The 26,511-nt window shown below is 70.1% G+C and carries 22 protein-coding genes and 1 riboswitch; of the genes, 8 read left to right on the top strand and 14 right to left on the bottom strand.

Annotated elements, in window-relative coordinates; genetic code table 11:
- Positions 1-163 precede the first annotated feature (163 nt).
- Positions 164-949, top strand: a complete 786-nt coding sequence (nagB, locus tag ACYQ8Q_RS30560; RefSeq protein ID WP_460069360.1) for a glucosamine-6-phosphate deaminase — start codon at positions 164-166, stop codon at positions 947-949.
- Between the two features lie 82 nt (positions 950-1,031).
- Here nagB and ACYQ8Q_RS30555 read toward each other — a convergent pair whose 3' ends face one another.
- The 4 genes from ACYQ8Q_RS30555 to ACYQ8Q_RS30540 form a co-directional block, all read right to left on the bottom strand.
- Positions 1,032-2,513 carry a glycoside hydrolase family 3 protein gene (locus ACYQ8Q_RS30555; RefSeq protein WP_460069358.1) on the bottom strand — a complete coding sequence of 494 codons (1,482 nt, stop codon included), beginning with the start codon at positions 2,511-2,513 and terminating at the stop codon, positions 1,032-1,034.
- 7 nt (positions 2,514-2,520) lie between these two features.
- Complete coding sequence (locus ACYQ8Q_RS30550) at positions 2,521-3,357, bottom strand: carbohydrate ABC transporter permease (protein ID WP_460069356.1); 837 nt, start codon at positions 3,355-3,357, stop codon at positions 2,521-2,523.
- A gap of 5 nt (positions 3,358-3,362) precedes the next feature.
- Positions 3,363-4,346 carry a carbohydrate ABC transporter permease gene (locus ACYQ8Q_RS30545; protein WP_460069354.1) on the bottom strand — a complete coding sequence of 328 codons (984 nt, stop codon included), beginning with the start codon at positions 4,344-4,346 and terminating at the stop codon, positions 3,363-3,365.
- Between the two features lie 74 nt (positions 4,347-4,420).
- Positions 4,421-5,701, bottom strand: a complete 1,281-nt coding sequence (locus ACYQ8Q_RS30540) for an extracellular solute-binding protein (RefSeq protein ID WP_460069352.1) — start codon at positions 5,699-5,701, stop codon at positions 4,421-4,423.
- 368 nt (positions 5,702-6,069) lie between these two features.
- On the opposite strand from ACYQ8Q_RS30540, the gene ACYQ8Q_RS30535 reads away from it, so the two are divergent.
- The 3 genes from ACYQ8Q_RS30535 (at position 6,070) to mctP (ending at position 8,865) form a co-directional block, all read left to right on the top strand.
- On the top strand, positions 6,070-6,834 hold the full coding sequence (locus ACYQ8Q_RS30535) for a GntR family transcriptional regulator (RefSeq protein WP_460069350.1): 765 nt from the start codon (positions 6,070-6,072) through the stop codon (positions 6,832-6,834).
- Between the two features lie 148 nt (positions 6,835-6,982).
- A complete protein-coding gene (locus ACYQ8Q_RS30530; RefSeq protein WP_460069348.1) occupies positions 6,983-7,240 on the top strand; it encodes a DUF3311 domain-containing protein in 258 nt (85 codons plus the stop codon).
- Positions 7,237-8,865: a monocarboxylate uptake permease MctP gene (gene mctP, locus ACYQ8Q_RS30525; RefSeq protein WP_460069346.1), complete on the top strand. Its 1,629-nt coding sequence runs from the start codon at positions 7,237-7,239 to the stop codon at positions 8,863-8,865. The genes ACYQ8Q_RS30530 and mctP overlap by 4 nt, the downstream gene beginning before the upstream one ends.
- Positions 8,866-8,875: 10 nt before the next feature.
- Here mctP and ACYQ8Q_RS30520 read toward each other — a convergent pair whose 3' ends face one another.
- Positions 8,876-12,490: an NACHT domain-containing protein gene (locus ACYQ8Q_RS30520; protein WP_460069344.1), complete on the bottom strand. Its 3,615-nt coding sequence runs from the start codon at positions 12,488-12,490 to the stop codon at positions 8,876-8,878.
- 154 nt (positions 12,491-12,644) lie between these two features.
- Between ACYQ8Q_RS30520 and ACYQ8Q_RS30515 the strand changes: the two genes are divergently transcribed.
- From ACYQ8Q_RS30515 to ACYQ8Q_RS30505, 3 genes are all read left to right on the top strand, one after another.
- Positions 12,645-13,151 carry a GNAT family N-acetyltransferase gene (locus ACYQ8Q_RS30515; protein ID WP_460069341.1) on the top strand — a complete coding sequence of 169 codons (507 nt, stop codon included), beginning with the start codon at positions 12,645-12,647 and terminating at the stop codon, positions 13,149-13,151.
- Positions 13,152-13,203: 52 nt separating this feature from the next.
- Positions 13,204-13,328, top strand: a riboswitch (cobalamin riboswitch).
- Positions 13,329-13,452: 124 nt separating this feature from the next.
- Positions 13,453-15,840, top strand: a complete 2,388-nt coding sequence (locus ACYQ8Q_RS30510) for a ribonucleoside-diphosphate reductase subunit alpha (protein WP_460069339.1) — start codon at positions 13,453-13,455, stop codon at positions 15,838-15,840.
- Positions 15,840-16,850: a ribonucleotide-diphosphate reductase subunit beta gene (locus tag ACYQ8Q_RS30505; RefSeq protein WP_460069337.1), complete on the top strand. Its 1,011-nt coding sequence runs from the start codon at positions 15,840-15,842 to the stop codon at positions 16,848-16,850. The genes ACYQ8Q_RS30510 and ACYQ8Q_RS30505 overlap by 1 nt, the downstream gene beginning before the upstream one ends.
- Here the strand turns inward: ACYQ8Q_RS30505 and ACYQ8Q_RS30500 are convergent.
- Positions 16,763-17,005 (bottom strand): hypothetical protein, encoded by a 243-nt coding sequence (locus tag ACYQ8Q_RS30500; RefSeq protein WP_460069334.1) that lies wholly within the window; start codon positions 17,003-17,005, stop codon positions 16,763-16,765. The two genes, ACYQ8Q_RS30505 and ACYQ8Q_RS30500, sit on opposite strands and share 88 nt — an antisense overlap.
- Positions 17,006-17,098: 93 nt before the next feature.
- On the opposite strand from ACYQ8Q_RS30500, the gene ACYQ8Q_RS30495 reads away from it, so the two are divergent.
- On the top strand, positions 17,099-18,067 hold the full coding sequence (locus ACYQ8Q_RS30495; RefSeq protein WP_460069331.1) for a helix-turn-helix domain-containing protein: 969 nt from the start codon (positions 17,099-17,101) through the stop codon (positions 18,065-18,067).
- Positions 18,068-18,100: 33 nt separating this feature from the next.
- Here ACYQ8Q_RS30495 and ACYQ8Q_RS30490 read toward each other — a convergent pair whose 3' ends face one another.
- The 8 genes from ACYQ8Q_RS30490 to ACYQ8Q_RS30455 form a co-directional block, all read right to left on the bottom strand.
- Positions 18,101-19,471: a bifunctional albaflavenone monooxygenase/terpene synthase gene (locus ACYQ8Q_RS30490; RefSeq protein WP_460069329.1), complete on the bottom strand. Its 1,371-nt coding sequence runs from the start codon at positions 19,469-19,471 to the stop codon at positions 18,101-18,103.
- Positions 19,468-20,529 carry an epi-isozizaene synthase gene (gene cyc1, locus ACYQ8Q_RS30485; protein ID WP_460073558.1) on the bottom strand — a complete coding sequence of 354 codons (1,062 nt, stop codon included), beginning with the start codon at positions 20,527-20,529 and terminating at the stop codon, positions 19,468-19,470. The genes ACYQ8Q_RS30490 and cyc1 overlap by 4 nt, the downstream gene beginning before the upstream one ends.
- A 311-nt stretch (positions 20,530-20,840) precedes the next feature.
- The gene (gene def, locus ACYQ8Q_RS30480) at positions 20,841-21,491 is read right to left on the bottom strand and encodes a peptide deformylase (protein WP_460069326.1); all 651 of its coding nucleotides are present in this window, start codon (positions 21,489-21,491) and stop codon (positions 20,841-20,843) included.
- Positions 21,492-21,580: 89 nt separating this feature from the next.
- Positions 21,581-22,561, bottom strand: coding sequence for a tetratricopeptide repeat protein (locus ACYQ8Q_RS30475; RefSeq protein WP_460069324.1), 981 nt, complete (start codon positions 22,559-22,561; stop codon positions 21,581-21,583).
- A gap of 105 nt (positions 22,562-22,666) precedes the next feature.
- Positions 22,667-23,890, bottom strand: coding sequence for an HD-GYP domain-containing protein (locus tag ACYQ8Q_RS30470; RefSeq protein ID WP_460069321.1), 1,224 nt, complete (start codon positions 23,888-23,890; stop codon positions 22,667-22,669).
- Positions 23,887-25,197 (bottom strand): HD-GYP domain-containing protein, encoded by a 1,311-nt coding sequence (locus tag ACYQ8Q_RS30465; protein WP_460069319.1) that lies wholly within the window; start codon positions 25,195-25,197, stop codon positions 23,887-23,889. The genes ACYQ8Q_RS30470 and ACYQ8Q_RS30465 overlap by 4 nt, the downstream gene beginning before the upstream one ends.
- A gap of 146 nt (positions 25,198-25,343) precedes the next feature.
- The gene (gene rsrA / locus ACYQ8Q_RS30460; RefSeq protein ID WP_460069316.1) at positions 25,344-25,664 is read right to left on the bottom strand and encodes a mycothiol system anti-sigma-R factor; all 321 of its coding nucleotides are present in this window, start codon (positions 25,662-25,664) and stop codon (positions 25,344-25,346) included.
- Positions 25,661-26,509: a sigma-70 family RNA polymerase sigma factor gene (locus ACYQ8Q_RS30455; RefSeq protein ID WP_460069314.1), complete on the bottom strand. Its 849-nt coding sequence runs from the start codon at positions 26,507-26,509 to the stop codon at positions 25,661-25,663. The genes rsrA and ACYQ8Q_RS30455 overlap by 4 nt, the downstream gene beginning before the upstream one ends.
- Between the last annotated feature and the right edge of the window lie 2 nt (positions 26,510-26,511).

Raw genomic sequence — 26,511 nt, 5'->3', positions numbered from 1 at the left:
TGTGGACTAGACCACTAGGTGTGTCCATGCCCCACAGTCCATAACGCAGCCTAGCCCGTGCGGGTTCCTCCACGGACTGAGATGCGGGGAGCAATTTCATCCGCCTCTGATAAATTGACTTCTGGATTGGTCTAAACCACTCAGCTCAGAACGGCAGGTCAGCGTGGAAGTTGTCATCGTTCCGGACGCCAGGTCGGGTGGCGAGCTGATCGCCGAGGCCATGGCGTCGCTGCTGCGGCGCAAGCCGGACGCCCTGCTGGGCGTGGCCACCGGCTCCACCCCGCTGCCCGTCTACCAGGCGCTGGCGGCCAGGGTGGCCGCCGGGGAGGCGGACACCTCCCGGGCCCGGATCGCCCAGCTCGACGAGTATGTGGGGCTGCCCGCGGACCACCCCGAGTCCTACCGCTCGGTGCTGCGGCGCGAGGTGCTGGAGCCGCTGGGCATCGGCATGGAGGCGTTCCTCGGGCCCGACGGCACGGCCGAGGACATACGGGCGGCCTCCCAGGCGTACGACGCGGCGCTCGCCGCCGCCGGCGGGGTGGACCTCCAGCTGCTGGGGATCGGGACCGACGGGCACATCGGGTTCAACGAGCCGTGTTCCTCGCTGGCCTCACGGACCCGGATCAAGACGCTGACCGAGCAGACCCGGGTGGACAACGCGCGCTTCTTCGACGGGGACATCGCGCAGGTGCCGCATCACGTGATCACCCAGGGGATCGGGACGATCCTCGAAGCCCGGCACCTGGTGCTGCTGGCGACCGGGGAGAACAAGGCGGACGCGGTGGCGGCGACGGTGGAGGGGCCGCTTGCGGCGGTGTGTCCGGCGTCGGCGCTTCAGTTGCATCCGCACGCGACGGTGGTCGTTGACGAGGGTGCGGCGTCCAAGCTGAAGCTTGCGGACTACTTCCGGCACACGTTTGTCAACAAGCCGGGTTGGCAGGGGATTTAGCTGCGGGCCGTGAGGGCTGGTCGCGCAGTTCCCCGCGCGCCTGAGGGGGGCAGGGCTTCGCCCTGCCCCCCTCATCCCTGGCCTACGCCCCCGCTATCGCCTCCGCCGCCGCCCTGCCGCACACCCGGGCCGCTCCGTGGGTGGCGATGTGCGGGGTGCCTCGGGGCGGGGACTGGGGGACGCCCATCTCCACCACGATCGTGTCGGGGCGGGCCGTCAGGAGGGTGTCCAGGGCCGAGGACATCCAGGGGTGGCGGTGTTCGTCGCGGACCACGGCGACGATGTGCCGCTCCCCCGCCGCGGCCAGGATCTCGGGGGCCGTGTTCTCGCCGGTGAAGCTGCCGGCCCGCGTGCCGGGGAGCAGTTGGGCCAGTTCGGTCGCGACTCCCCAGGGGGTCTCGCTGCCCACCGCGATGTTGGCGACCGGGGTGAGGGCGGCGACGTAGGGAGGGGCGGTGAGCGGGGTGAAGCCGTCCGCGCCCGTGATGCGGAGGGCTCGGCGGGCGGCCGTCAGACCGATGTCCGGCTCGGGGGCGCCGGTCCCGCCGGGGGCCGTGGCCGTCCAGCGGGCCAGGGACCGTACCCGCTCGGCCGCGTCGGCCAGGCGTTCCTCCCGGAGTTCTCCGGTGCGCACGGCGGTGACGAGGGCGTCGCGCAGCCGCCGTACCGTCGCGTCGTCCTGGAGGCCGCCGCCCACGCAGATCGCGTCGGCGCCGGCGGCGATCGCGAGGACACTGCCGCGTTCGATGCCGTAGGTCGCGGCCACCGCCTGCATCTCCATGCCGTCGGTGACGATCAGGCCCTCGTAGCCGAGGTCGCGGCGGAGCAGGTCGGTCAGGATCGGGCGGGACAACGTTGCCGGGCGGATCGGGTCCAGGGCCGGGACCAGGATGTGGGCGCTCATGATCGCCTTCGTCCCCGCGCCGGTGGCCGCGAGGAAGGGGATCAGTTCGCGTTCGGCGAGGGCCTCGGCCGGGATGTCGATGCGCGGGAGCGCGTGGTGGGAGTCGACGGCCGTGTCGCCGTGGCCGGGGAAGTGCTTGGTGCAGGCGGCCACGCCCGCGGACTGCAGGCCGGTGACATAGGCGGCGGTGTGCCGGGCGACCAGGGCGGGGTCGGCGCCGAAGGAGCGCACCCCGATGACCGGGTTCGCCGGGTTGGAGTTGACGTCGGCGGACGGGGCCCAGTTGAGGTTGACCCCGCACTCCGCGAGCCGGCGGCCCAGTTCGTGGGCCACCCTGCGGGTCAGGTCGACGTCGTCCACCGCGCCCAGCGCGTAGTTGCCGGGGAAGGAGGAGCCGGTGCGCACCTCCAGGCGGGTGACGTCCCCGCCCTCCTCGTCGACGGCGACCAGGACGTCGTCGCGCTCGGCGCGCAACTGGGCGGTCAGGGCGGCCAGTTGCTCCGGGGAGGCGATGTTGCGGCCGAACAGGCCGACCGAGGCCAGTCCCTCGCCGATCCGGCGCAGCAGCCAGTCGGGGGCGGTGGTGCCGGGGAAGCCCGGCTGGAGGACGGTGAGCGCGTCACGGGTGAGGGTGTCCGTGCCGCGGGCGAGTGTGGTCATCGGGGCGTCATCCCTTCACGGCGCCCGCGGTCAGGCCCGCGGCCATCTTGCGCTGGACGAGGAGGAAGAGGGCGACGATGGGGACGGCCATCAGGGTGGCGCCGGCCATCATCGGGGCGTACTCGGTGCCGTGCTTGGTGGTGAAGTTGCCGAGCCAGACGGTCGCGGTCTGGTTCTTCTGGCTGAGCAGCATCAGTGCGTACAGGTACTCGTTCCAGGCCTGGATGAAGCCGTAGACCGAGGTGGCGACCATGCCGGGGGCCAGCAGGGGGAAGACCACCCTGATGAAGGCGCCGGTGCGGGAGCAGCCGTCGACCATCGCGGCCTCCTCCAGCTCCCTGGGGATGTTGACGATGAAGCCGCGCAGGGTCCACACCGTGAACGGGAGGATGAAGGTCAGATACGTGATGATCAGGCCGGACAGCTTGTCGTACTGATCCAGGTCGTTCAGCAGCAGGAAGACCGGGATGATCATGGCGACCAGCGGGACCATCTGGACCGCGAGGATGCCGACGATCACGATCTTGCGGCCGCGGAAGGCGAACCGGGAGATGGCGAGCGCGGCCAGCATGCCGACGACGATGCCGATCGCCACGACCGCGAGGGAGACGATCAGGCTGCGCCCGACGGGGCCCCAGAAGTCGGCGATGTGCAGGGCGCGGCTGAAGTTGTCGAGGGTGAAGCCGGTCGGCAGCAGGCTCGGGTCCGGGTCGATCGCGTCCTTGGCGGGCTTGATCGCCGTATTGAGCATCCAGTAGACGGGGAAGCCGGCGGCGGCGAAGACGAGGAGGCCGAGGAGGTTCCAGCCGAGCCGCGTCCGTCCCCGGACGGAAACCGTGCTCATGCCGCTCATTCGACTTCTCCGATCTTCAGCATCTGACGCATGTAGACGGCGACCACCCCGAGCAGGAGCAGCACGGTGATCAGGGCGATCGCCGAGCCCTGGCCGTAGTCGTTGACGACGAAGGCGCGGTCGTAGGAGTACGTCGTCAGGAGCTGGAACTCGGGCTCCGGATGGCCGTTGCGCATCACGAAGACCTGCGGGAAGACGCCCATGTCCCAGATGACCGAGAGGGTCGTGAGCATCACGATGATCGGCTTGAGGATGGGCAGGGTGACGTACCGGAAGACGCCCCAGGCGCCGGCGCCGTCGAGGCGGGCGGCCTCCTCCAGCTCGGCGGGGACCTGGGTGAGGCCGGCGCTGAGGGTGATGACCACGAAGGGGACCGCGCCCCAGATCACCAGCAGCATGATGACGGCCAGGCCCTGCGGTCCGCTGGCGAACCAGTTGTGGCCGATCAGATCGACACCGGGGAGCTTGCTGAGGACCGCGTTGAGGATGCCGTAGTCGGAGTCGAACAGCCACTTGAAGACGGTGGTGGCGACGATGACGGGCATGCCCCAGCTCGCCACGAGGGCGATGTTGACGAGGGTCTTCACCCAGCCGGAGACCCGCTGGAGCAGCAGGGCGATCAGCATGCCGAGGACCATCGTGAGGATCACGCAGCCCGCGGCGAAGACGATCGTGCGGACGACGACCTGCCAGAACTCGCCGTCGTCCAGGACACCGGTGAAGTTGTCGAGGCCGATGTTCTCGGCGGGCTGGAAGCCCCAGAGCTGGGACTGGCCGAACTTCTGGAAGGAGAGGGTGACCAGGCGGACCAGCGGATAGCCCATCACCAGCAGGAGGATGAGCAGACAGGGCGCGAGCAGCAGCCAAGGGGTGCCGGCGGAGGTCCGCCTGGGCCGGGGTCTGCCCGGTGGGGCGGGCGGTGGGGGTGACGGCCGCGTCGGCGGCACCTTGGCAGGGGTGGTCGTGTCTGCGGCACTCATCCGCGCGCTCCTCAGCGGTCCCTCGGGTCGTACGGGGGGTGGAGCCCCGCGTGGGGCGGGGCTCCACCGTCAGGTCACGAGTTGTTGATGACCTTGTCGATCGCGGCGTCGGCTTCCTTCGCGGCGTCCTCGACGCTCTTCTTGCCGGTGCCGATGGACTGCAGCATGTTCTGCAGGACCTGGGCCTTCTCCACCTGGCCCCAGCCGGGGGCCATCGGGACGAACCAGTTGGACTCGGCCGCGGTGGCCGGGACGGCCGTCGCCGGGTCGTTCTTGAGGGTGGCGAGGTCGGTCTTGTTGTTGGGCAGGTTGCCCTTGGCCATCAGGCCCTTCTGGCCGGAGGGGCCGGTGAAGGCGTTGATCCACTCGGCCGCGAGGGCCTGGGCGTCGGACTTGACCGGGACGGCGAGGTCGGAGCCGCCGAGGAAGACCGGGAGGCTCTTGCCGGACGGGCCGGGCATCACGAAGTTCTCGACGTTGCCGGCGAGCTTGCCGGTCTTGTCGTTCTCCTTGGCCGCGGCGGTCGCGCCCTCCCAGGCGGGGGCGAAGATCATGCCGGACTTGCCCTGGCCGTAGACGATGTACCGGTCGGACTCGTCCTTGGTCTTGTCGCCGTGCATGTACTTGTCGACGATCGTCTTGAACTCGTCGAGGCCCTTGAGGGACTCCGGCGAGGAGAGGTTGGCCTTCCACTTGCCGCCCGACTCGACGGCGATCGAGCCGCCGGCGTCGTAGACGAAGGACATGGCCGCGTACCAGTCGCGGGTGGGCTGGTACCAGGCGGAGAACTTGTCGCCCTCCTTCTTCTGGACCTTGTCGAGGGCGGCGGTCAGCTCGGCGTAGGTCTTCGGCGTGGACTTCACGCCGACCTTGGCGAAGACGTCCTTGCGCCAGTTGGCGACGCGGCCACCGGCGTAGTACGGGACGCCGTAGATCTTGCCGTCGTACGTGACGGAGGCCTTCAGACCGTCGAGCCAGGCGGAGGAGTTGTCGAACTTGGCGGCGTCGAGGGGGGCGAAGGCACCCTTGACCATGTAGCCGAGCATCTCGGTGTTGCCCATCTCGACCACGTCGGGGGCCTTGTCGGTGGCGAGGACCGCGTCGAGCTTGGCGTTCTTGTCGGGCCAGCCGTAGTACTCGTGGTTGATCTTGAGGCCGGGGTGCTTCTTCAGCACGGCCGCGTCGGCCGCCTTGACCAGCGCGGGCCAGTTGTTCTGGGCGTCGACCGTCAGCCAGACCGTCAGTTCCTTGGCCTCGGAGCCCTTGGAGTCCCCGCTGTCCTTGTCGCCGCCGCACGCCGCGATGGAGACCATCATGCCCGCGATACCGATCGCGGCTATCAGCTTGCGCTTCACGCCACCCTCCTCAGGGATGCCCACACCCCCCGCCCACATGCCGGGACCTGGACCAATGGTGTAGACCAGTGCGGTGAGCTTGGCGCAGACCATTTCAGCTGTCAAGGGTGGTCGAAACTGCTTTGACCAGCCGTTATGGGTTCTAGATATGCAGGAACCTTTAAGTAAGAAGCCGTCGAAATCATCGACCCCGGAGGGCCGGGGTCCGGTAGACCACTCACGTTCTGGACTAGACCAGCGAAGGGTGCGACGGTATACAGAGAGGATCACGGAACGGCGGGGCGAGCCCTGCCGCCGCCGTGCCACGATGTGAAGCCGCGGCCGACGGTGTGTCGGCCCTTCGGCTCCCGGAGCCGGGAAGGCAGGCCATGAGCACCGACGTCAGCAGTGCGGAGAACGAGGGTGGGGCGACCGTCCGTACCGCGCGCGTGCCCAAGTACTACCGCTTGAAGAAGCATCTGCTCGACATGACGGAGACTCAGACGCCGGGCACCCCGGTCCCGCCGGAGCGGACCCTGGCCGCCGAGTTCGACACCTCGCGCACCACCGTCCGCCAGGCCCTCCAGGAACTGGTCGTCGAGGGACGCCTGGAGCGCATCCAGGGCAAGGGCACCTTCGTCGCCAAGCCGAAGGTCTCCCAGGCGCTGCAACTCACCTCCTACACCGAGGACATGCGCGCCCAGGGCCTCGAACCCACCTCGCAGCTGCTGGACGTCGGCTACATCACCGCCGACGACACCCTCGCCGGGCTGCTGGACATCACCGCCGGCAGCCGGGTGCTGCGCGTGGAGCGGCTGCGCATGGCCAACGGCGAGCCGATGGCCATCGAGACCACCCATCTGAGCGCCAAGCGCTTCCCGGCCCTGCGCCGCTCGCTGGTCAAGTACACCTCGCTGTACACCGCGCTGGCCGAGGTGTACGACGTCCGTCTCGCCGAGGCCGAGGAGACCATCGAGACCTCCCTGGCCACCCCGCGCGAGGCCGGCCTGCTCGGCACCGACGTCGGCCTGCCGATGCTGATGCTCTCCCGGCACTCGCTGGACCAGGACGGACAGCCGGTGGAATGGGTGCGGTCGGTGTACCGGGGGGACCGCTACAAGTTCGTGGCCCGACTGAAGCGGCCCACCGAATAGACGCACCGAATAGACCTACCGAATAGAACGGGCCACTCGTGCGCGTGGAGGGTCTGTAGAGGGTCTTCCGCTCGGCTTATCCGTCACTTACATTGCCTGCGCATTACATCCGTGATCAAGGTGATCAGTGAGGGGACGGAGAGCGCCGATGTCAGAGACCCCGGAAGTGACCGGAGGGCCGGTGGTGACGCCCGTACGCGTCGTCATCGCCCTCTGTCTGATCGCGCCGTTCGTGGCGATGCTCTGGGTGGGTTCCTACGCGAAGGTGGATCCGCAGTTCATCGGGATCCCCTTCTTCTACTGGTACCAGATGCTGTGGGTGCTGATCTCGACCGCGCTCACGATGGTGGCGTACAAGCTCTGGCAGCGTGACCAGCGGGCCCGCCGGGGAGGTGCCGGCCGATGAAGGACGGCGTGAACGGCGTGGCCCTCGCCGTCTTCATCCTCTTCTTCCTGGCCGTCACGGTCATGGGCTTCCTGGCGGCCCGCTGGCGCCGCGCCGACAACGAGCACAGCCTCGACGAATGGGGTCTGGGCGGCCGGTCGTTCGGCACCTGGATCACCTGGTTCCTGCTCGGCGGCGACCTGTACACGGCGTACACCTTCGTCGCCGTACCGGCGGCGATCTACGCGGCGGGCGCGGCCGGCTTCTTCGCCGTGCCCTACACGATCCTCGTCTACCCGCTGATCTTCACCTTCCTCCCCCGGCTGTGGTCGGTCTCCCACAAGCACGGGTACGTGACCACCTCGGACTTCGTGCGCGGGCGCTGGGGCTCGAAGGGCCTGTCACTGGCGGTGGCGCTGACCGGCATCCTGGCGACGATGCCCTACATCGCGCTCCAGCTCGTCGGCATTCAGGCGGTGCTCGACGTGATGGGCGTCGGCGGCGGCGAGAGCACCCACTGGTTCGTGAAGGACCTGCCCCTGCTGATCGCCTTCGGCGTGCTCGCGGCGTACACCTACTCCTCGGGCCTGCGCGCCCCCGCGCTGATCGCGTTCGTGAAGGACACGCTGATCTATGTCGTCATCGCGGTGGCGATCATCTACATCCCGATCAAGCTGGGCGGCTTCGACGACATCTTCGCCAAGGCCGGCGAGGCGTTCAGCCAGACCAACCCGGCGACGGGCAAGCCGCGCGGCTCGCTGACCCCGGCGGAACCTGGCCAGTGGACGTACGCGACCCTCGCCCTCGGCTCCGCGCTCGCGCTCTTCATGTACCCGCACTCGATCACCGCGACCCTGTCCTCCAAGAGCCGTGACGTGATCCGCCGCAACACCACGATCCTGCCGCTGTACTCCCTGATGCTCGGTCTGCTGGCCCTGCTGGGCTTCATGGCGATCGCGGCCGGCGTCAAGGTCACCAACGGCCAGCTCGCCATCCCGCAGCTCTTCGAGGACATGTTCCCGTCGTGGTTCGCGGGCGTGGCGTTCGCGGCGATCGGCATCGGGGCGCTCGTCCCGGCGGCCATCATGTCGATCGCGGCCGCGAATCTGTTCACCCGCAACATCTACAAGGACTTCATCAGGCCGGACGCCACGCCCCGGCAGGAGACCCAGGTCTCCAAGCTGGTCTCGCTCCTGGTCAAGGTCGGCGCCCTCGTCTTCGTCCTCACCATGGACAAGACGGTCGCCATCAACTTCCAGCTGCTGGGCGGCATCTGGATCCTCCAGACCTTCCCGGCCCTGGTCGGCGGTCTGTTCACCCGCTGGTTCCACCGCTGGGCCCTGCTCGCCGGCTGGGCGGTCGGCATGGTCTACGGCACGTTCGCCGCGTACGGGGTCGCCTCCCCCACCCAGAAGCACTTCGGCGGCTCCGCCAAGGAGATCCCCGGCATCGGCGAGATCGGCTACATCGGCCTCACGGCGTTCACCCTGAACATCGCGGTCACCGTCCTGCTGACCTTCGTCCTGAAGGCCGCGAAGGCTCCCGAGGGCGTCGACGAGACCAGGCCCGAGGACTACACGGCGGACGCGGGCGACCCCGGGGTGCAGGTGGAACTGCCGCCGGCGACAGCGGGAAGCTCTCACTAGCCGCCGGTCCCTAGTCCCGGGTGCGCCGGGCCATCGCGTCCCAGAACCGGTCCAGTTCGCGGACGCGCATACCGACCCAGTGCGGTGTCTTCCGGCGCAGCAGCCGCGGGAAGCAGCGTCGGACGCGGCCGGGCAGCAGGGCCTGCTGCTGACGGCAGAACGGCTCGCGGATCTCTCCCCGGGGCACCCCGCCCCGGGGAGGGTAGGGGCAGAGCTGGAACTTGCAGTCGGGCAGACAGTTCGAGCCCGGCACGGGAGGCGAGCTGCCGGCGGCGGTACCGGGCCGCAGCGGCTCACGGTTGGTACGGATGCAGGGCGGGAGCGGCATACCGGGCTGCTCCGCACGGGCCAGCCGCTCCTCGACCTCGTCGGGGTGCCCGTCGCGTTCGATGAGGTTCAGCATGAGCAGGATGTCGGCGACCAGGCGCTGGGCGCGGCCGTCGAGCGTGCTCCACCCGGACGAGGGCGGGATCCACAGGTTGTGCTTGCGGTAGCCGCTCCGGTGGCGGATACGGGAGCCGATGGTGTCGGCGACGCCCATCTCGTCGATCCAGAGGAAGCGCTCGGGCTGGCCGGTCTCCAGGGCGAGGGCCACCAGGTCGCCCGCCTCGGCGACGAACGGATGCATCAGCGGCACGGGCGCGTCGCCGTCGGCACCGGGCGCACCGGGCGTGTTCACGGTGCCGGCCATCGACAGCCACCGCTGCACGGTCTGTACGGCGTCCGACTCACCGATCGCCCGGGACGGATCCCGCTGCCCGTCGTGCTCGTGGCCGGGCTCCGGCGCGCTGCCCTTCTCCCCCTCCTGACGGCCCGAGGTGTCGGGGAGTTCCCACAGGCACAGGGCCTGGAGCAGGCTGACCTGCGCGTGCCAGCACCGGGACTGCTGCAGCACGGTCTCCGCCAGCCGGATCAGGTCGGCACGGTTGCCCGGGTCCGCGTGCGGATGGAGTCTGCGCCGGTTGGCGGCGTACTTGAACCCCTGGGCCAGCGCCGCCTCCAGGACGAGCGGCAGATCGGGGGTGCCCCGGGTGAGCTGGGGGTCGAGGTGGCCCAGCCACTTGGCGAGGCGTTCCCGGGCCTCGTCGCGGTGGGACGCGCTGACCGAGCCCAGGAGCATGGGAAGGATCCAGGCCCGCATCACGAACTCCCGGAACAGGTCCACGCGCTGTTCGAGATACTCCTCGTCGATCGCCTCCCGCTCCTCGAACCGCGAGGCGCCGGAGCCGAACGGCCCCGCCGGGGCGGTCGGACCGGCGGCGCTCTGCTCCTCCATCTTCTCCGCCCACGCCTCGTACTTCCGCCTCCTGTCGCCCTTCAGCTTCCTGACCAGGCTGTTGTACTGCTTCACGGGGTCGGTGTGCAGACCGACCCGCTCCCGGATCAGGGCGAACGCGGCGTTGCCCCCGGCGCCGCACTCCTGGGCCGCCGCCAGGCGTATCGAGTGGCTGGGCTCCTTGATGCCCATCTGGTACAGCTGCCAGTACATCTGCGTGGTGGCGGTCTCCTCGGGCAGCGTCCGCAGCACCGCGCCGATCTGTCGGAGCAGCCGCAGCTTCGCGTCCTCCAGGGTGCGCCGATCCCCCTTGGCGCGCGGCCAGCGGTTGCGTATGTCGCCGATGACGTCGGTCAGCAGCGCGCGGTCCCGCTCCACGCACAGGGTTTCCAGGACCGCGGCGAAGAGATCGAGTGCCTTCGGATCGTCCGTGCGGCGGCTCGCGGCCTCGTAGAGCCGTTGGCCCAGCGTGCGCGGCCGCTGCCCCGGCATGTTCCTTCGCACGCCGGCCGGCCGCATCGGCCCACCGTTCGCCTTCTTGCGCTCGGCGCCGGAACGGCGCTCCCGGGCCGGGGACGACTCCGCCGCACGCCGACGGGACAGCAGCACCAGGGCGATGAGCAGTTCACGGCTGGGGCCGGGCGGTTGCAGTGCCTGGTCGACCAGCTCTCCGGCAGCGCGCTCCCCCAGGTGATGCAGCACGCGGAAGCCGAAGTAGGCCTGGATGATGCTGTGCGGGAAGCGGACCCTCTTCTCGAACCCCTCCACCAGCCCGAGTTTGTCCGCGTTGCCGGCGAAACGGGCGAGGATCGCCTGGGCCTGGTCCGCGCTGCTCTCGGTGAGCAGCCGCTGCGCCTCCTCCCCGAGGTTCCTGCGGAGCGAGTTCCAGATCTTCTGCCGGTGCCACTCCGAGAAGGCCTGGCCCTGTCTGCCGTTGCGGTCCTGGCGCGGTGCGCCCGTCCGCGGGCCCGTCCGGGACGTCGTACTCCGGCCGCCCGAGCGGGAGTCGCAGGCGAGCAGCTCGGTCAAGCCCACCTCCAGCTTGTCCTGGAGCAGCCCGATGCACGCCAGGGCGGACACCACCTCGACCGTGTCACGGCGCTCCCGCTCGTTCAGCGCGACCTCCTCGCGCAGCAGCCGCTCGCACAGCGTGTCCTTCCACCGCTCCAGCAGCCACAGCCGCAGCGTGCCGCGGTCCCGGCTGCGGGTGTTCAGCCGCCTGGGGTCGTCCAGGGCGCCGTGACGGTGCAGTTCACGGGCGATCTGGAGGTAGACGGGCGATTCGGTCACCTCCGCCGTCTCCACGATCCAGTCCACGCGCCGCTCGTCCGAGTCGGGCACGTGCGCCTGGACGAAGCGCAGCGCCTCCTCCTCGCTCAGCGGTTCCAGCTCCACGATCGCGGCGGCGGTGCTCTCCAGGGGGCTGTGCGGCCGGGAGGCGATGACCAGCGGCAGTCTCTCCTTGTGCGCGCGCTCGATGGCCTTGCGGATGATGTTGTCCCGGTTCTGCTGGAGGCTGTCGTCGAGGAGAGCCTCCTCCAGACCGTCGGCTATCACCACCGGCTTGTCGTCGGCGAGCAGTTGCTGCCAGACCCGGTCGTTCTTGCCGCGGGCCAGGACACCCTGCGGTGCCTCCTCGGTGAAGCGCTGCCGGGCCAGGCTCTGGAAGTCCAGGTCGCCCCCGCCGTCCACGTCCCGCAGCCGGATCGGCACGGGCACGGCGTGCTCCCGGGCCAGCAGTTCGCAGAGCCGCACCAGGACCGCGGTCTTGCCCGCGCCGACACCGCCGACGAGCAGATAGGGCCTGCGTGTGTTGCGGTCCCGCAGCCGTTGGGCGATGACCTCGGCGATCGCCTCACGGCCCACGATCCCGGCGATGTCCTGGCCGGCGGTGAGCACCAGCCGGCGGGGGTCCTTGCGGACCTTGGCGAGGTAGCGGTGTTTGGTCCAGCTGTACCAGCAGAACAGGAAGAGCGCGGCTGCGATCGAAGCGGTCAGGACCGGGCCGAGGAGGTTCAGAAGGGTTTCGACACCTTTTTTGTCCTTGAGCCAGTCATCGAAGCTGGTCGACCCCTTGAAGGCGCTGTACACGGCGTCCCCGCACCAGGCGAGGATCGCCAGGAGGGCGATCAGCCAGATGAGTCTGGTGAGGTTGCCGTAGGTGAACCACCGGTGCCATTTCTTGGGGCGGGTGACGCCACGGCGGGCCTCCAGACGAATCGTCAGGCGGTGCCAGCGGGCGAGGAGTACACGTCTGACGCCGTGCCCCGCACGTCTGAAGTGCAGCGTCGCCATCGGCGCGTTGCGCGGCCGCTGCTTGCCCGGGGTGTGACGGACGACCCTGGTCATCGTGTGCTCTCCCTCCGAGAGCGTTCCTCGGGACGGAGGACCCGTGGGCGCCGGCACCTCCTTCCATGGAATCACTCCCGCCGTACCCCGCAACCCGGGCGCCTCCAGGGAAAATCGGGAGGCCCGCGCGCGCGGCTCGGGCAGACTCGGGGCCATGGACATCGTGATACGGCGGGCGGATCCCGGTGAGTACGAGGCGCTCGGCGAGATCACCGCGCGGGCCTATCTCCAGGACGGCCTCCTCGACTACGGCGAGGGGGACGAGTATCTGCCGGTGCTGAAGGATGTGGCCGCGCGGGCCGCCGCCGCGGAGGTGCTCGTGGCGGTGGAGGGCGAGCGGCTCCTCGGCGGTGTCACGTTCGTCGCCGGTCCCGGTCCCGTCGCCGACATCGCGCGGCCCGGTGAGGCCGAGATCCGGGCGCTCGCGGTCGCGCACGACGCGCGGGGCCGGGGCGCCGGGGAAGCCCTCGTACGGGCCTGTCTCGACCGGGCGCGGGCCACGGAGGGCTGCGCGGCGGTCGTCCTGTCGACCCAGCGCAGCATGCACACCGCCCATAGGATCTACGAACGTCTCGGCTTCGTCCGTACACCCGGGCGGGACTGGAATCCCGTGCCGCATCTGGACGACGTCACTCTCCTCACCTACGAGTTGACACTCTGACACCACCCCGACACAACATCTGGGGGTGGCGTGACAGGCGAGCACAAGATGTATGCTCATGCTCGTTGTCGCCGCAGGGGAATCCGGTGCGAATCCGGAACTGTCCCGCAACGGTGTACTTGTGCATGTCTGTGCACGAGCGTCAGTCCGAGGACCTGCCGACAGCGCGCCCGGCCGTCCCGGTCCGGGTGCCTTGACGTCCGGGTCTCGTGGAGTGGGCCGGTGGACGCGACGCCGTGCGCGCTCGTGTGCTGCCCCCTGCGCTCCGCCAGGCCCCCTGCCGAGCGAGGGAGAGCCCCACGTGACCATCGCGCCAGCCGATCCGGCCTCAGCGATCCAGCCGGACACCGACGGTCCCGGTACCGCGCTGCTGCGGACCCTGACCGAGCTGACCGCCGACCTCCCCGACGCCGACCCCGGGCGGGTCGCCGCCGCCGCGCTGCGCGGCCGGTCGGCGCGGGCGGACGAGACGGAGCTGCGCGAGCTGGCCACGGAGGCGGCCGCCGGCCTGATCTCCGAGGACCCCGCCTACTCGAAGCTGGCCGCCCGGCTGCTGACGGTCTCGATCGCCGCGGAGGCCGCCTCCCAGGGCGTGACGTCCTTCACGGAGTCCGTCGCCGTCGGCCACCGCGAGGGGCTCGTCGCCGACCGCACCGCCGCGTTCGTACGGCTGCACGCGGCCCGGCTGGACGCCCTGGTCGACACCGGCGCCGACGACCGCTTCGGATACTTCGGGCTGCGCACCCTGCACAGCCGCTATCTGCTGCGACACCCGATCACCCGCAAGGTGATCGAGACGCCCCAGCACTTCCTGCTCCGGGTCGCGTCCGGTCTCGCCGATGGGGGTCCCCCCTCTGGGGGAGACACGGCCCGCTCCCTGGACGAGGTCGCCGCGCTCTACGGGCTCATGAGCCGGCTCGACTATCTGCCGTCCTCCCCCACCCTCTTCAACTCCGGCACCCGGCACCCCCAGATGTCGTCCTGCTACCTCCTCGACTCCCCGCTGGACGAGCTGGACTCGATCTACGACCGCTACCACCAGGTCGCCCGGCTGTCCAAGCACGCCGGCGGCATCGGGCTGTCGTACTCCCGCATCCGCTCGCGCGGTTCGCTGATCCGCGGCACCAACGGGCACTCCAACGGCATCGTGCCGTTCCTGAAGACCCTGGACGCCTCGGTCGCCGCCGTGAACCAGGGCGGCCGGCGCAAGGGCGCGGCCGCGGTCTACCTGGAGACCTGGCACTCCGACATCGAGGAGTTCCTGGAGCTGCGCGACAACACCGGTGAGGACGCCCGCCGTACGCACAACCTGAACCTGGCGCACTGGATCCCGGACGAGTTCATGCGTCGGGTGAACGCCGACGGGCAGTGGTCGCTGTTCTCCCCCGCCGACGTGCCCGAGCTGGTCGACCTGTGGGGCGAGGAGTTCGACGCCGCGTACCGCAAGGCGGAGGAGACCGGGCTCGCGAAGAAGACCATCCCGGCGCGTGATCTGTACGGCCGGATGATGCGGACCCTCGCCCAGACCGGCAACGGCTGGATGACCTTCAAGGACGCGGCCAACCGCACCGCCAACCAGACGGCGCTGCCGGGCCATGTCGTCCACTCCTCCAACCTCTGCACGGAGATCCTGGAGGTCACGGACGACGGCGAGACGGCGGTCTGCAACCTGGGTTCGGTGAACCTCGGCGCGTTCGTCGACCCGACGGCCGGCGACCTCGACTGGGAGCGGCTGGACGCCACGGTCCGCACCGCCGTCACCTTCCTCGACCGGGTCGTCGACATCAACTTCTACCCGACCGAGCAGGCGGGCCGGTCCAACGCCAGGTGGCGTCCGGTGGGCCTGGGCGCGATGGGGCTCCAGGACGTCTTCTTCAAGCTGCGGCTGCCCTTCGACTCCGCCGAGGCGCGTGCGCTGTCGACGCGGATCGCCGAGCGGATCATGCTCGCCGCGTACGAGGCCTCCACCGACCTCGCCGAGCGCGGCGGGCCGCTGCCGGCCTGGGAGAAGACGCGTACGGCGCAGGGTGTGCTGCACCCCGACCACTACGGCGTCGAGTTCACCTGGCCGGAGCGCTGGGCGGCGCTGCGCGCGCGGATCGCGACGACGGGCCTGCGCAACAGCCTGCTGCTCGCCATCGCCCCCACCGCCACCATCGCCTCCATCGCGGGCGTCTACGAGTGCATCGAGCCGCAGGTGTCCAACCTGTTCAAGCGCGAGACGCTGTCCGGTGAGTTCCTCCAGGTCAACTCGTATCTGGTGCAGGACCTCAAGGAGCTGGGCGTGTGGGACGCGCGCACCCGGGAGGCGCTGCGCGAGTCCAACGGCTCGGTGCAGGACTTCGCGTGGATCCCGGCGGACGTTCGGGCCCTGTACCGGACGGCGTGGGAGATCCCGCAGCGCGGCCTGATCGACATGGCCGCGGCCCGCACCCCGTACCTGGACCAGTCCCAGTCGCTGAACCTGTTCCTGGAGACGCCGACCATCGGCAAGCTCTCCTCGATGTACGCGTACGCCTGGAAGTCGGGCCTGAAGACGACGTACTACCTGCGCTCGCGTCCGGCGACCCGGATCGCCCGCGCCGCCCAGGCGCAGACCCCGACCACCCTCCCCGCGCAGCAGACGGCCGACCCCGACGCCGTCGCCTGCTCCCTTGAGAACCCCGAGTCCTGCGAGGCCTGCCAGTAATGCCCAGCGACAAGAACCTGCTCGACCCCGGCTTCGAGCTGACTCTGCGCCCCATGCGCTACCCGGACTTCTACGAGCGCTACCGGGACGCCATCAAGAACACCTGGACCGTGGAGGAGGTCGACCTCCACTCGGACGTCGCCGACCTCGCCAAGCTGTCCCCGATGGAGCAGCATCTGATCGGCCGGCTGGTCGCCTTCTTCGCGACGGGCGACTCGATCGTGGCGAACAACCTGGTGCTGACGCTGTACAAGCACATCAACTCCCCCGAGGCGCGCCTGTACCTGAGCCGGCAGCTCTTCGAGGAGGCCGTCCACGTCCAGTTCTATCTGACCCTGCTGGACACCTACCTCCCGGACCCGGAGGACCGCGCGGCCGCGTTCGACGCGGTGGAGAACATCCCGTCGATCCGCGAGAAGGCGGAGTTCTGCTTCAAGTGGATCAACGAGGTGGAGAAGCTGGACCGGCTGGAGTCGCAGGCCGACCGCCGCCGTTTCCTGCTCAACCTGATCTGCTTCGCCGCGTGCATCGAGGGCCTGTTCTTCTACGGCGCCTTCGCGTACGTCTACTGGTTCCGCAGCCGGGGTCTGCTGCACGGTCTCGCCACCGGCACCAACTGGGTGTTCCGGGACGAGACCATGCACATGAGCTTCGCCTTCGAGGTGGTCGACACGGTCCGCAAGGAGGAGCCGGAGCTGTTCGACGAGCAGCTCGGGCAGCAGGTCACGGACATGCTCCGGGAGGCCGTCGAGGCGGAGTTGCAGTTCGCGCGGGACCTGTGCGGCGACGGACTGCCGGGCATGAACACCGACTCGATGCGGCAGTACCTGGAGTGCGTCGCCGACCAGCGCCTCACACGGCTGGGCTTCGCGCCGGTGTACGGCTCGGAGAACCCGTTCTCCTTCATGGAGCTCCAGGGCGTTCAGGAGCTGACCAACTTCTTCGAGCGCCGGCCGTCGGCGTACCAGGTGGCGGTGGAGGGCACCGTCGACCTGGACGAGGACTTCTGATCCTCCCTCTCCCCACGGGCCTCCTGGGCCTTCCTGATCTGCCGGTCGGCGCGCCGGTCGCGCGCGATGCCGAGCACGGACGGGAGGACCAGGAGGACGAGGATCCCCAGGACGAGGAGCATTCCGACGAGGCCTTCGATCTGGTTCGTGTTCATGTACACCACTGTCGCGCCGGACACTCCTGACCGGGAGTGGCAGGACTGCCGTACACCTTCAAATTACTGCCACCTCGGGTGCACACTGGCAGCATGCTGAAGAACGTGGCCGCGGTGCTGCTCGACGGATTGCATCCCTTCGAGCTGGGTGTCGTCTGCGAGGTGTTCGGCCTCGACCGCAGCGACGAGGGGCTGCCGGTGTACGACTTCGCCGTGGTCTCCGCGGAGGGCCCGTCGCTGGGCACGCACGTCGGCGGGCTCACCGTCTCCACGCCGTACGGTCTCGACCGGCTGGAGGAGGCCGATCTGATCGCCGTACCGGCCGCGGACGCGGCCGTCGACCGCGACTATCCGCCGGAGCTGCTCGACGCCCTGCGCCGGGCCGTGGCGCGCGGGGCACGGGTGCTGAGCGTGTGCTCCGGCGTCTTCGTGCTCGGCGCCGCCGGGCTGCTCGACGGCCGGCGCTGTGCCGCGCACTGGCGGCACGCGGAGCTCCTGGGCCGCCGCTTCCCGAGGACGGTCGTCGAGGCGGACGTCCTCTACGTCGACGAGGACCCGGTGATCACCTCCGCCGGCACCGCCGCCGGGATCGACGCCTGTCTGCACCTCGTCCGCAAGGAGCAGGGGCCCGAGGTCGCGAACGGGATCGCCCGGCGGATGGTCGTACCGCCGCACCGGGACGGCGGCCAGGCACAGTACATCCAGCGGCCGCTGCCCCGCTCCTCCTGCGACACGGTCGGGGAGGTGCTGGCCTGGATGGAGGCGCACCTCGACCAGGAGGTCACGGTCGAGCAGCTCGCGGTCCGCGCGCACATGGCACCGCGCACCTTCGCCCGGCGTTTCCAGCAGGAGACGGGCACCACCCCCTACCGTTGGCTGCTGCGCCAGCGGGTGCTGCTCGCACAGCAGCTGCTGGAGGCCACGGACGAGACGATGGACGCGATCGCCTGGCGCACCGGCTTCGGCACGGCGGGCGCCCTGCGCCATCAGTTCGTACGGTCGCTGGGGACGACCCCGAACGCCTACCGGCGGACCTTCCGGGGGCCGCAGGCGGTCGCCTGACCGTCCACGGCCCCGGGCGGGCCCCGCACGCTCTCACCCCGGCAGCGCCCGCACCCGCAGTCGGCGCGGCCGGAGCGTGATTCCTATGTGCGTGCGGTTGTCGGAGCCGGGCGCGGGCTCGAAGCGGAACGCGGTCGCCACCACCGCGGCGATCAGGGTGAGCTCGGCCATGGAGAAGTGGTCGCTCGGGCACTTGCGGTTGCCGACGCCGAACGGCGACATGGCGTACTTCGGCACCGGGGCGGAGTGACCGGGCAGCCAGCGGTCGGGATCGAACTCCTCGTTCCGCTCGAACGAACGCGGATCACGCTGGACCGCGTACGGGCTGTAGACGATGTCCGCACCGGCCGGAATGCGGTATCCGCCGAGCTCGGTGTCGGTCACCGCGCGCCGGGTCAGTATCCATACGGCGGGATACAGCCGCATGGTCTCGACCACCACATTGGCCGTGTGCCGGAGCTTTCGGACGTCGTCGAATGCGACCCGCCGGTCACCGACAACGTTTTTCACCTCTGCGCGGATCTTGTCCACTTGATCCGGATGCTCCGTGAGGACGTGGAGCAGCGACATGACCACGGAACCGGCGGTTTCGCTGCCCGGGGTCAGTATCGCGACGACCTGGTCGTGGATCTCCTGTTCCCCGATGGGATCGCCATTCTCGTCCGTCGCCTCCAGCAAAGCCGTCAGCAAATCGTCCGGCTTTTGACCGGATGCCCGGCGCTCGGCGATGATCTCGTCGACCAGCCGGTGGAGATCGGCCAGTGCCCGGTTGAATTCGCGGTTGGCCGGAATCGGTACCCGATAAAGAGGTCCGAGGGGGAGCACCATGCGTTGGTACATACCGGCGAACAGGGTGGCGAGCGCGGAGGTGATGCGCTCGGAGCGGGCGTCCATGTAGGTGCCGCGCATCAGACAGCGGGCGGAGATGCGCACGGACACCCGGAAGCCCTCGGCGGTGGCGTCGAGGACCTCGCCGCGGCTCCAGCGTTCGACGAGCGCGTAGGCCTCCTCCTCCATGATCGGCCCGTACGCGGGGATGGCGTCGAGCCGGAACGCGGGCTGGATGGTGCGTCGCTGGCGGCGGTGGAGCGGGCCGTTGGCGGTGGCCACACCCTCCTTGCCGAGCAGGCTCTCCAGGGACTCCCACAGGGGTCCGGAGATGATGTAGTCGGGGCTGAGGGCGAGTTCCCCGGTGAGTTCGGGCGCGGTGACGGCGTACACCGTCTTGGGGCCGAGCCGGAGCCGGACCACATCACCGTGGTCGCGCAGCTGTTCGAGGAAGGCCAGTGGGCCGCGGGCCAGCCTCCAGCCGTGGCCGAGGAGCGGGACCCTGCCGCCGGCCAGGGGCGGTTCCTGCGGTGCCCTGGTCCCGGCGGACCCGGGTTTCACCGATTCGACGGTCATTTCTCACCTGCCGCTTCGTTGTTGACGTACGGGGGCGTGGACCGGTCGTCCCAGCTGTCGACCGTGTACCGGCCGGACTCGTGGTGGAACCAGTAGACGGAACTGAACCAGTTCCGCATGTTCGCGAGGCAGGACCGTACAGCGGCGCCGAGTTCTTTTCCGCGGACCGTCCCGTCGGCCAGCCGGTCAGCCAGCCGTAAGACGTCCTTCTCCACGTCGATGAATCCGGAGATGCATTCCTCGACGCGCCGCCGCACTTCATCCACCGCCTCTTCCAGAGTCAGTCCCTCATGGGCGATGAGACTGATTCCGAGATTGTGCACCTCGTCACCCGCTATTTCCTTCGGGAGCGAGCAGAGGTCGTTGTACCAGGCGGCGAATTCCTGGCTCAGCAGGGCCGCCTTCCGATAGGACGGGTGTTTGCGCACCGTGTCCGGGAGTTCGTATCCCGCGCTCAGTTCCAGGAGGTCGGTCCAGATCCAGTGCGCGAAGGTGAGCCGGCGCAGCGCGAGATATTCGCCGACCGGGGGGACCCGCCCCTGGAGGCGATTGCGGAATTCCCGGTCGTACGCGTCGATCACGGAGTGGAAGTGGCGTCTGAACCGCGCGTTCCAGGTGCCGGGGAGAAACGCGAACAGCCGGCCCGCGCTGTCCGCGAGGCCGGCCACCAGCGGGTCGGGATGGCGCAGGTGGGCCGCCGGGGCGTCCAGGGCCGCGTGCAACCGGAACCTGAGCCGGCGCCACTCCGCGGTGCGTCCGTGGACGACGTCGCGGTCGTGCCGGTCGTCCCAGACGAAGAACCATGCGCTGTAGTCGGCTATGGCCTGGAGAACCTCCTCGGAGGCGCCGAGGTAGTAGCCCGCCATCAGATCCGTGTAGCACAGTCCGTCGGCATATTCTGCGACCTTGTCCGCCGGCATGAGGCCTTTTTCCAGCAGCCAGGAGCGCGTCTTCTCCTGCAACCGGGGCCAATACGGATGCAGATGCCGGGGAAAGGAAGCCTCGATGACCGGAAGAGAGAGCGAGGGCGGAACCGTTGGTGCGGCCACCGTCACCATGGTGCGGTATGTGGTGCTGTATGGGAAAGCTGGCACGAACAACCCCTCTCAGCCGCCAGTGGGCAACACGCCCCTCCCGCCGTGCCGGGCGCGCGCCGTTGCGTATCCCCGCACTTCCCATTCAGCACTACAACTGACCGCTATGGGAACGGATTTGCTTCATTCACTACCTCTACACACTGAGATTCCCCCTCGCCGTGACCGGTAATGGATCAGCGGATGTGCATAAGCGATCGAACGTGTGTCGGACATACGAACGACGCCTGGCCGGGAGGGTTCCCGGCCAGGCGTCGTCCGCGAGGTGGCGTGGTTCAGTCGTTGGCGACCACGGGGTAGCGGGGTTCGTTCTCGGCCATCTGCCGCAGGGCGTCCTTGCGTTCGCGCTTGGACAGCCGGTCGATGTAGAGGTAGCCGTACAGGTGATCGGTCTCGTGCTGCAAACAACGAGCGAAGTACCCGGTGCCGCGCACCTTGATCGGGTTGCCCTGCTCGTCCTGCCCGGTCACCTCAGCGTAGTCGGGCCGGGCGAGCGGCGCATACGCGGTGGGCACGGACAGACAGCCCTCGTTGCTGTCGTCCAGCCGGCGCCGGTCGGCGGGCAGTTCGACCAGCTTGGGGTTGCAGACGACCCCGACGTGCCGGGCGCCCTCGTCGTCGGGGCAGTCGTAGACGAAGACCTTCAGGTCGACACCGATCTGGTTCGCGGCCAGGCCCACGCCCTCGGCGGTGCGCTGCGAGGCGAACATGTCGTCGACCAGCTTGCGCAGCTCGTCGTCGAACACGGTGACGTCCTTGCACTCCTTGTGCAGCACCGGGTTCCCGACGACGGTGATGGGCCGCGAGGTACCGCGCTCCCGGTACGCCTGCTCCCGCTCCTCCGCCTCCTCGACGTCGATGACGAAGCCCTCGTCGTCCACGGGGAGCACGCCCGCGTGCTGCTGATCGGTGTCCTGCTGCGCCATGACCGACGATGCCTTCCTGAAAAACTGGGGGTGAGGTTGCGGATACAGGGTACGGGCAGCCACGACGGGCCCGCGGACGGCAGACGGTCTCAGCAAACCTCTTCCAAGTCCCGCCAGTCCCGGGAATCAGGGCTGTCGGAAACCCACCCGTCCAACAACCCCCGCACCAGAGAAGCCGGCGCAGCCACCCCGCACTCCCGCTCCGGCACCCACAACTGCCCGTCCGTACGATGCCCCAGCGGCCCCGGATGCCCCGGCTCACTGTGGTCGTGCGGATCGAGATGCTCCCCGTCGCCCTCGTCCGACGGCATCCGTGACTCCGAGCACATCCGGCACAGCAACCGCACCGACGACGACCAGTCCTCCGCGGCGTACCCGGCGTCCGCGGCCAGCTGCTCCAGCGCGTCCCGGTCCGCCTCCGTCGCCGCCTCCAGCAGGACCACCCAGGTCGGCACGGGGGACGGCGCCCACAGCTCGATCTCGTCGAAGACGGGGTAGGAGTGCCCGGCGGCCGTGGTCCGCTCGCCGTGCGGCACGCCGTCGTGCAGGACGACCTCACCCCAGCGCCGCCCGGAGGACGGCAGCGGGATCGAGAGCACCTCCATCCGGGCGGGGTCCAGCCGCCGCCCCCACACCACCTCGGCCTCCCCCTCCGGGGACAGCCGTACGGCGGCGCTGCCCAGCTCCATCCCGACGGGCTCGCCGGAGCCGATGCCGCTGCCGGGCACATGCAGCCCGTAGGCCTGCCAGGCGCGGCGGGCCAGCGGCCAGTCCTGGAGCGCGGTGGCGGCGATTCCGACGTTCCACCAGTCCGGGGCGCCGGTCTCCCGGTCGAGCAGCGCGACCGCGCGGAGCCCGGCGGTGCGGGCCTGCTCCCAGTCGTGCCGGAACTTGTGCAGCAGGGCGAGGTTGAACCAGGACTCCGACAGCCAGGGCTCCAGGTCGGCGGCACGTGTCAGCAGTGCGCCCGCGTCCTCGTAGCGTCCGTCGCCGATGAGCGTGAACGCGCGGTCCGTGGCCTGCCGCCAGGAGGCGGAGGGCCGGTGCCGTCCCTTGCCGAAGATCCTCACGATTCCCGCCTGCCAGTTCCGTTCAGTGGGCTGGCCAGTGCCCCCGGACACTCTCTCCCTCGCATCCAACCACGTGCGGCTGGGAGGGCGCTCATTACCCATGGGTTACCCACCCTCGGGCAGGGTCAGACAGCCGCGGCAGAGCACCCTGGCCAGCGCCTCGACGACCTCCGGGGCGTACTCCCCGCCGGTGCCGAGACGCAGCTCCTCCAGGGCGGTGAGGGGGCCGCCGGGGCCGGTTCCCTGCACCTTCTCCTCGTAGGCGTTCACCACCCGGACGATGCGGGCGGCCGGCGGCTGCTCGGGATAGGGGTCGGCCTGCCGCTCGACGACCGCCGCGACCTGGGCGCTCGCCCCGGTCTGGCGGACGACGGCCCCGCCGAGCAGGGCGATCCGGCGCTGCTCGGCCGCCGGGAGGCCGGAGGTGGCGCCCGCCGGGACGGGGTCGACCAGGCTGAGCTGGCCGATGTCGTGCATCAGGGCCGCGTACTCCAGGACGGTCAGCTCCGCCTCCGGCAGCCCGAGGTCCCGGCCCACCGCCTGGCTGAGGGCGGCGACCCGGCGGGCGTGCCCGGCCGGGGTGTAGCCGGCGATCTCGGTGGCGCGGGCGAGGGAGACGATGGTCTGCCGGTTGGTGGCGCGGACCGCGGCGTACCGGCGCAGGGACAGCTGGGTCAGCAGCAGCGGCACCGAGAACACGGGCAGCGCCCACAGGCCGACGACGGCGACCGCGAGCGCCATCACCGCGCCGGTCGCGCACACCGCCGAGCCGATCCCGGGCACCGCCCGCAGTTCGTCGCGGAGCAGCGGGGGGAACGGCCAGCCGGTGCGGGAGTGCGCGAGCGCGGCGGCGATCACGGCGTCGCAGAGCACCGTCAGGACGAGCAGGGCGAGCAGGACGAGGGCGTAGAGAGGGCCCCGCCAGCGGTCGAAGGCCCCGTTGTTGTAGAGCGGTTGGAAACAGACGGCAGCGAAGCCGACGGCCAGGACCCGGCGGACCAGATGGTCGAGGACGGGGCCCTGCCCACGGGCGAGATGGGGCACGCTGCCCAGCAGGGAGGCGGCGGCGACCACCGACACGACCTGGGCGACCCCGTGGTGGCCGGGGTGGCCGGCGTGCTCCCCGAGCAGGGCGTACGACAGTCCCCCGGCGGCGCCGAGCGGCGCGGTCTCCCGCAGTCCGGGCCCGCTCATCACCTCCCCCACGGCGACCAGCGCACCGAAGGCCAGCGCCACGGCCCCCTCCTCGACCCCGGTGCGGAAGGTGACGAGGAGGGAGCCGACGGTGAGCAGGGCGGCCGCGATGTACAGCGGGCTGCGCGGGATCACCGGGTCACCCCCGGACGCTCCGGGGCCGTGGCCGGGGCGGGGACCGTGCGGTGGGGCTCGTCCGCGGTGACCCTCGGGTGCCAGCCCTCGCGGCCGATCACCCGGACCAGGGCGGTCACCATGCGGGGGTCGAACTGCGCCCCGGCGCACCGCTCCAGCTCCGCCAGGGCGACCTCCACCGGCCGGGCCCGGCTGTAGCTGCGGGTGGAGGTCATCGCGTCGAAGGCGTCGGCGACGGCCACCACCCGTGCGGGTTCCGGGATCTGACGGCCCGCCAGCCCGTAGGGGTAGCCGCTGCCGTCCATCCGCTCGTGGTGGTGGAGGATCGCCGAGCGGGCCTCGCCGAGGAAGGAGATCCCCCGGGTGATCTCATGACCGTACTCCGGATGCAGTTCGATCACGCGCCGTTCCTCGGGGGTCAGCGGTCCGTCCTTGCGCAGCAGCCGGGTCGGCACGCCGAGCTTGCCCACGTCGTGCAGGATCCCGGCGAACCGGATGACCTCCACCCGGCTCTCGTCCATGCCCAGCTCGCGCGCGATCATCACGGAGGCCTGTCCGACGCGTTCGCTGTGGCCGCGGGTGTAGCCGTCCTTGATGTCGACGGCCTGGACGAGCGCGCGGATCGTCGCCCGGTGCGCGGCGCGCTCCCGGTGGTACTGGGCGAACACCCACCAGGACACGGCCATCGGGAACAGCACCAGCAGGGCGGCCACCGGCCCGTAGGGGCTGTGCCAGAGCACGGCCATCATCAGGCCGGCGAGTCCGTGCACGGCGAGGGGCGCGAGCGAGCGCAGGAACAGACCCCGGAAGACCTTGAGCGCCGGGAGGCCCTCGGCGAGCGTGAGCATCCCGCCGTCGAGGACGGCGAGCACCGCGCAGTGGACGAGGACGGCCGCGCCCGCGGGCAGCAGCGCGTACGGCACCTCGGAGCCGGCCACGGTCGCCGGCCCGCCCAGTGCCCCGTGGACCCGGGCCGCGGCCCACACGGCGAGGGCCGACTGGGCCGCCCGCCAGACGCGGCGCAGCAGAAAGGGGCCCTTGTCGACGTACGAGCACAGGGCCCCGGGGAGCGGTACGAGCGCGGCGGCGGGCGCCGGCAGGAGGAAGGCCCCGGCGAGCAGGACGGGGGAGAAGGTGCCGGCGAACCGGCGCCGGGCGATCTGCTCACCCGCCGCGTACAGCGCGGCGAGCAGTCCCACGGCCCACCAGGGCGTGTCCCGGGCGGTGACGAGCGGGGACAGGCAGAGCAGGGCGGCGAGGGCGGCACCGGCGATGTAACCGCGCGCCCGCGCCGGCACTCCCTCCATGACGCCTCCCCAGCCATGCCCGTCCGGGCTCCGTCAGCGGTCCGGGCTTCGGAGCCTAGGGTGGCGTGGGGTGGCTCTGCGGGCGTATCACCCGCGGATTAGCACATTCGGGTGAAGACAGGCCCCGTCGGGACTCCGCAGGACTCTCAGGACTCCTGCGGAGAAACCGGGGCGACCGGCGCGGCCGTCACATCGTGCTCGGGCACGGCCTGCCCGGAACGGATCAGATCGAGCCGTCCCAGGACCTTGGCGCGCAGATCGGTCGGCACGTCGTCATGCCCGCAGCACCGCTTGACCAGCTTCTTCACGGCCTCTTCGAGTCCGTACTTCTCCAGGCACGGGGAGCACTCGGTGAAGTGCTGCTTGAACTTGTCGCGATCGACGTCCGGCATCTCGCTGTCGAGGAACTCGTAGAGATGATCGAGTACCTCACTGCAGTCCGTCTCGTGCGGCTCTCCGCAGCTCATGAGCCCGAGCCTTTCGCTTCGTTCGAGTCCCCGGCACCGGCCGGGACCAGCCCGCGCTCACGGGCGTAGTCCTCGAGCATGCCGCGCAGTTGACGGCGGCCCCGGTGCAGCCGGGACATCACCGTACCGATGGGTGTCCCCATGATGTCCGCGATCTCCTTGTACGCAAAGCCCTCGACGTCCGCGAGGTACACGGCGATGCGGAACTCCTCGGGAATGGCCTGAAGTGCCTCTTTCACGTCCGAGTCGGGCAGGTGGTCGAGCGCCTGTGACTCGGCGGAACGCAGACCGGTCGACATGTGCGACTCGGCGCGGGCGAGCTGCCAGTCCTCGATCTCCTCGGCCGCGCTGCGCTGGGGCTCGCGCTGCTTCTTGCGGTACGAGTTGATGAAGGTGTTGGTGAGGATCCGGTACAGCCAGGCCTTGAGGTTGGTGCCCTCGCGGAACTGGTGGAAGGACGCGTACGCCTTGGCGTACGTCTCCTGCACCAGGTCCTCGGCGTCCGCCGGGTTGCGCGTCATGCGCAGCGCCGCCGAGTACATCTGGTCGAGGTAGTCGAGCGCGTCCCGCTCGAAGCGCGCGCTGCGCTCCGCGGACGACTCGTCGCTCGCGCCCTGGCCCTCGGGCAGCTCCGCCTGGCCGTTGTCGGTCCCTGCGTCGGTACCGGTGACCGGACCCACCTCCTCAAGATTCCGGACGGGACCGAATACGGTCCCACTCGAATCGGAGGATAGACGACTACCCGTGCCTGCCGCCGCTCCAAAAGGAGTGGTGGTGGCCGCGTGCAGCACCGTCCAGTCCAGGTCGGTGCGGCCAAAACGGCTCGGGCAGATGGTCGAACCCATGC

The sequence above is a fragment of the Streptomyces sp. YKOK-I1 genome (assembly GCF_054660435.1).
Note: the sequence above shows the minus strand (reverse complement) of the source record. Positions and strands in the feature narration are given on the sequence as shown.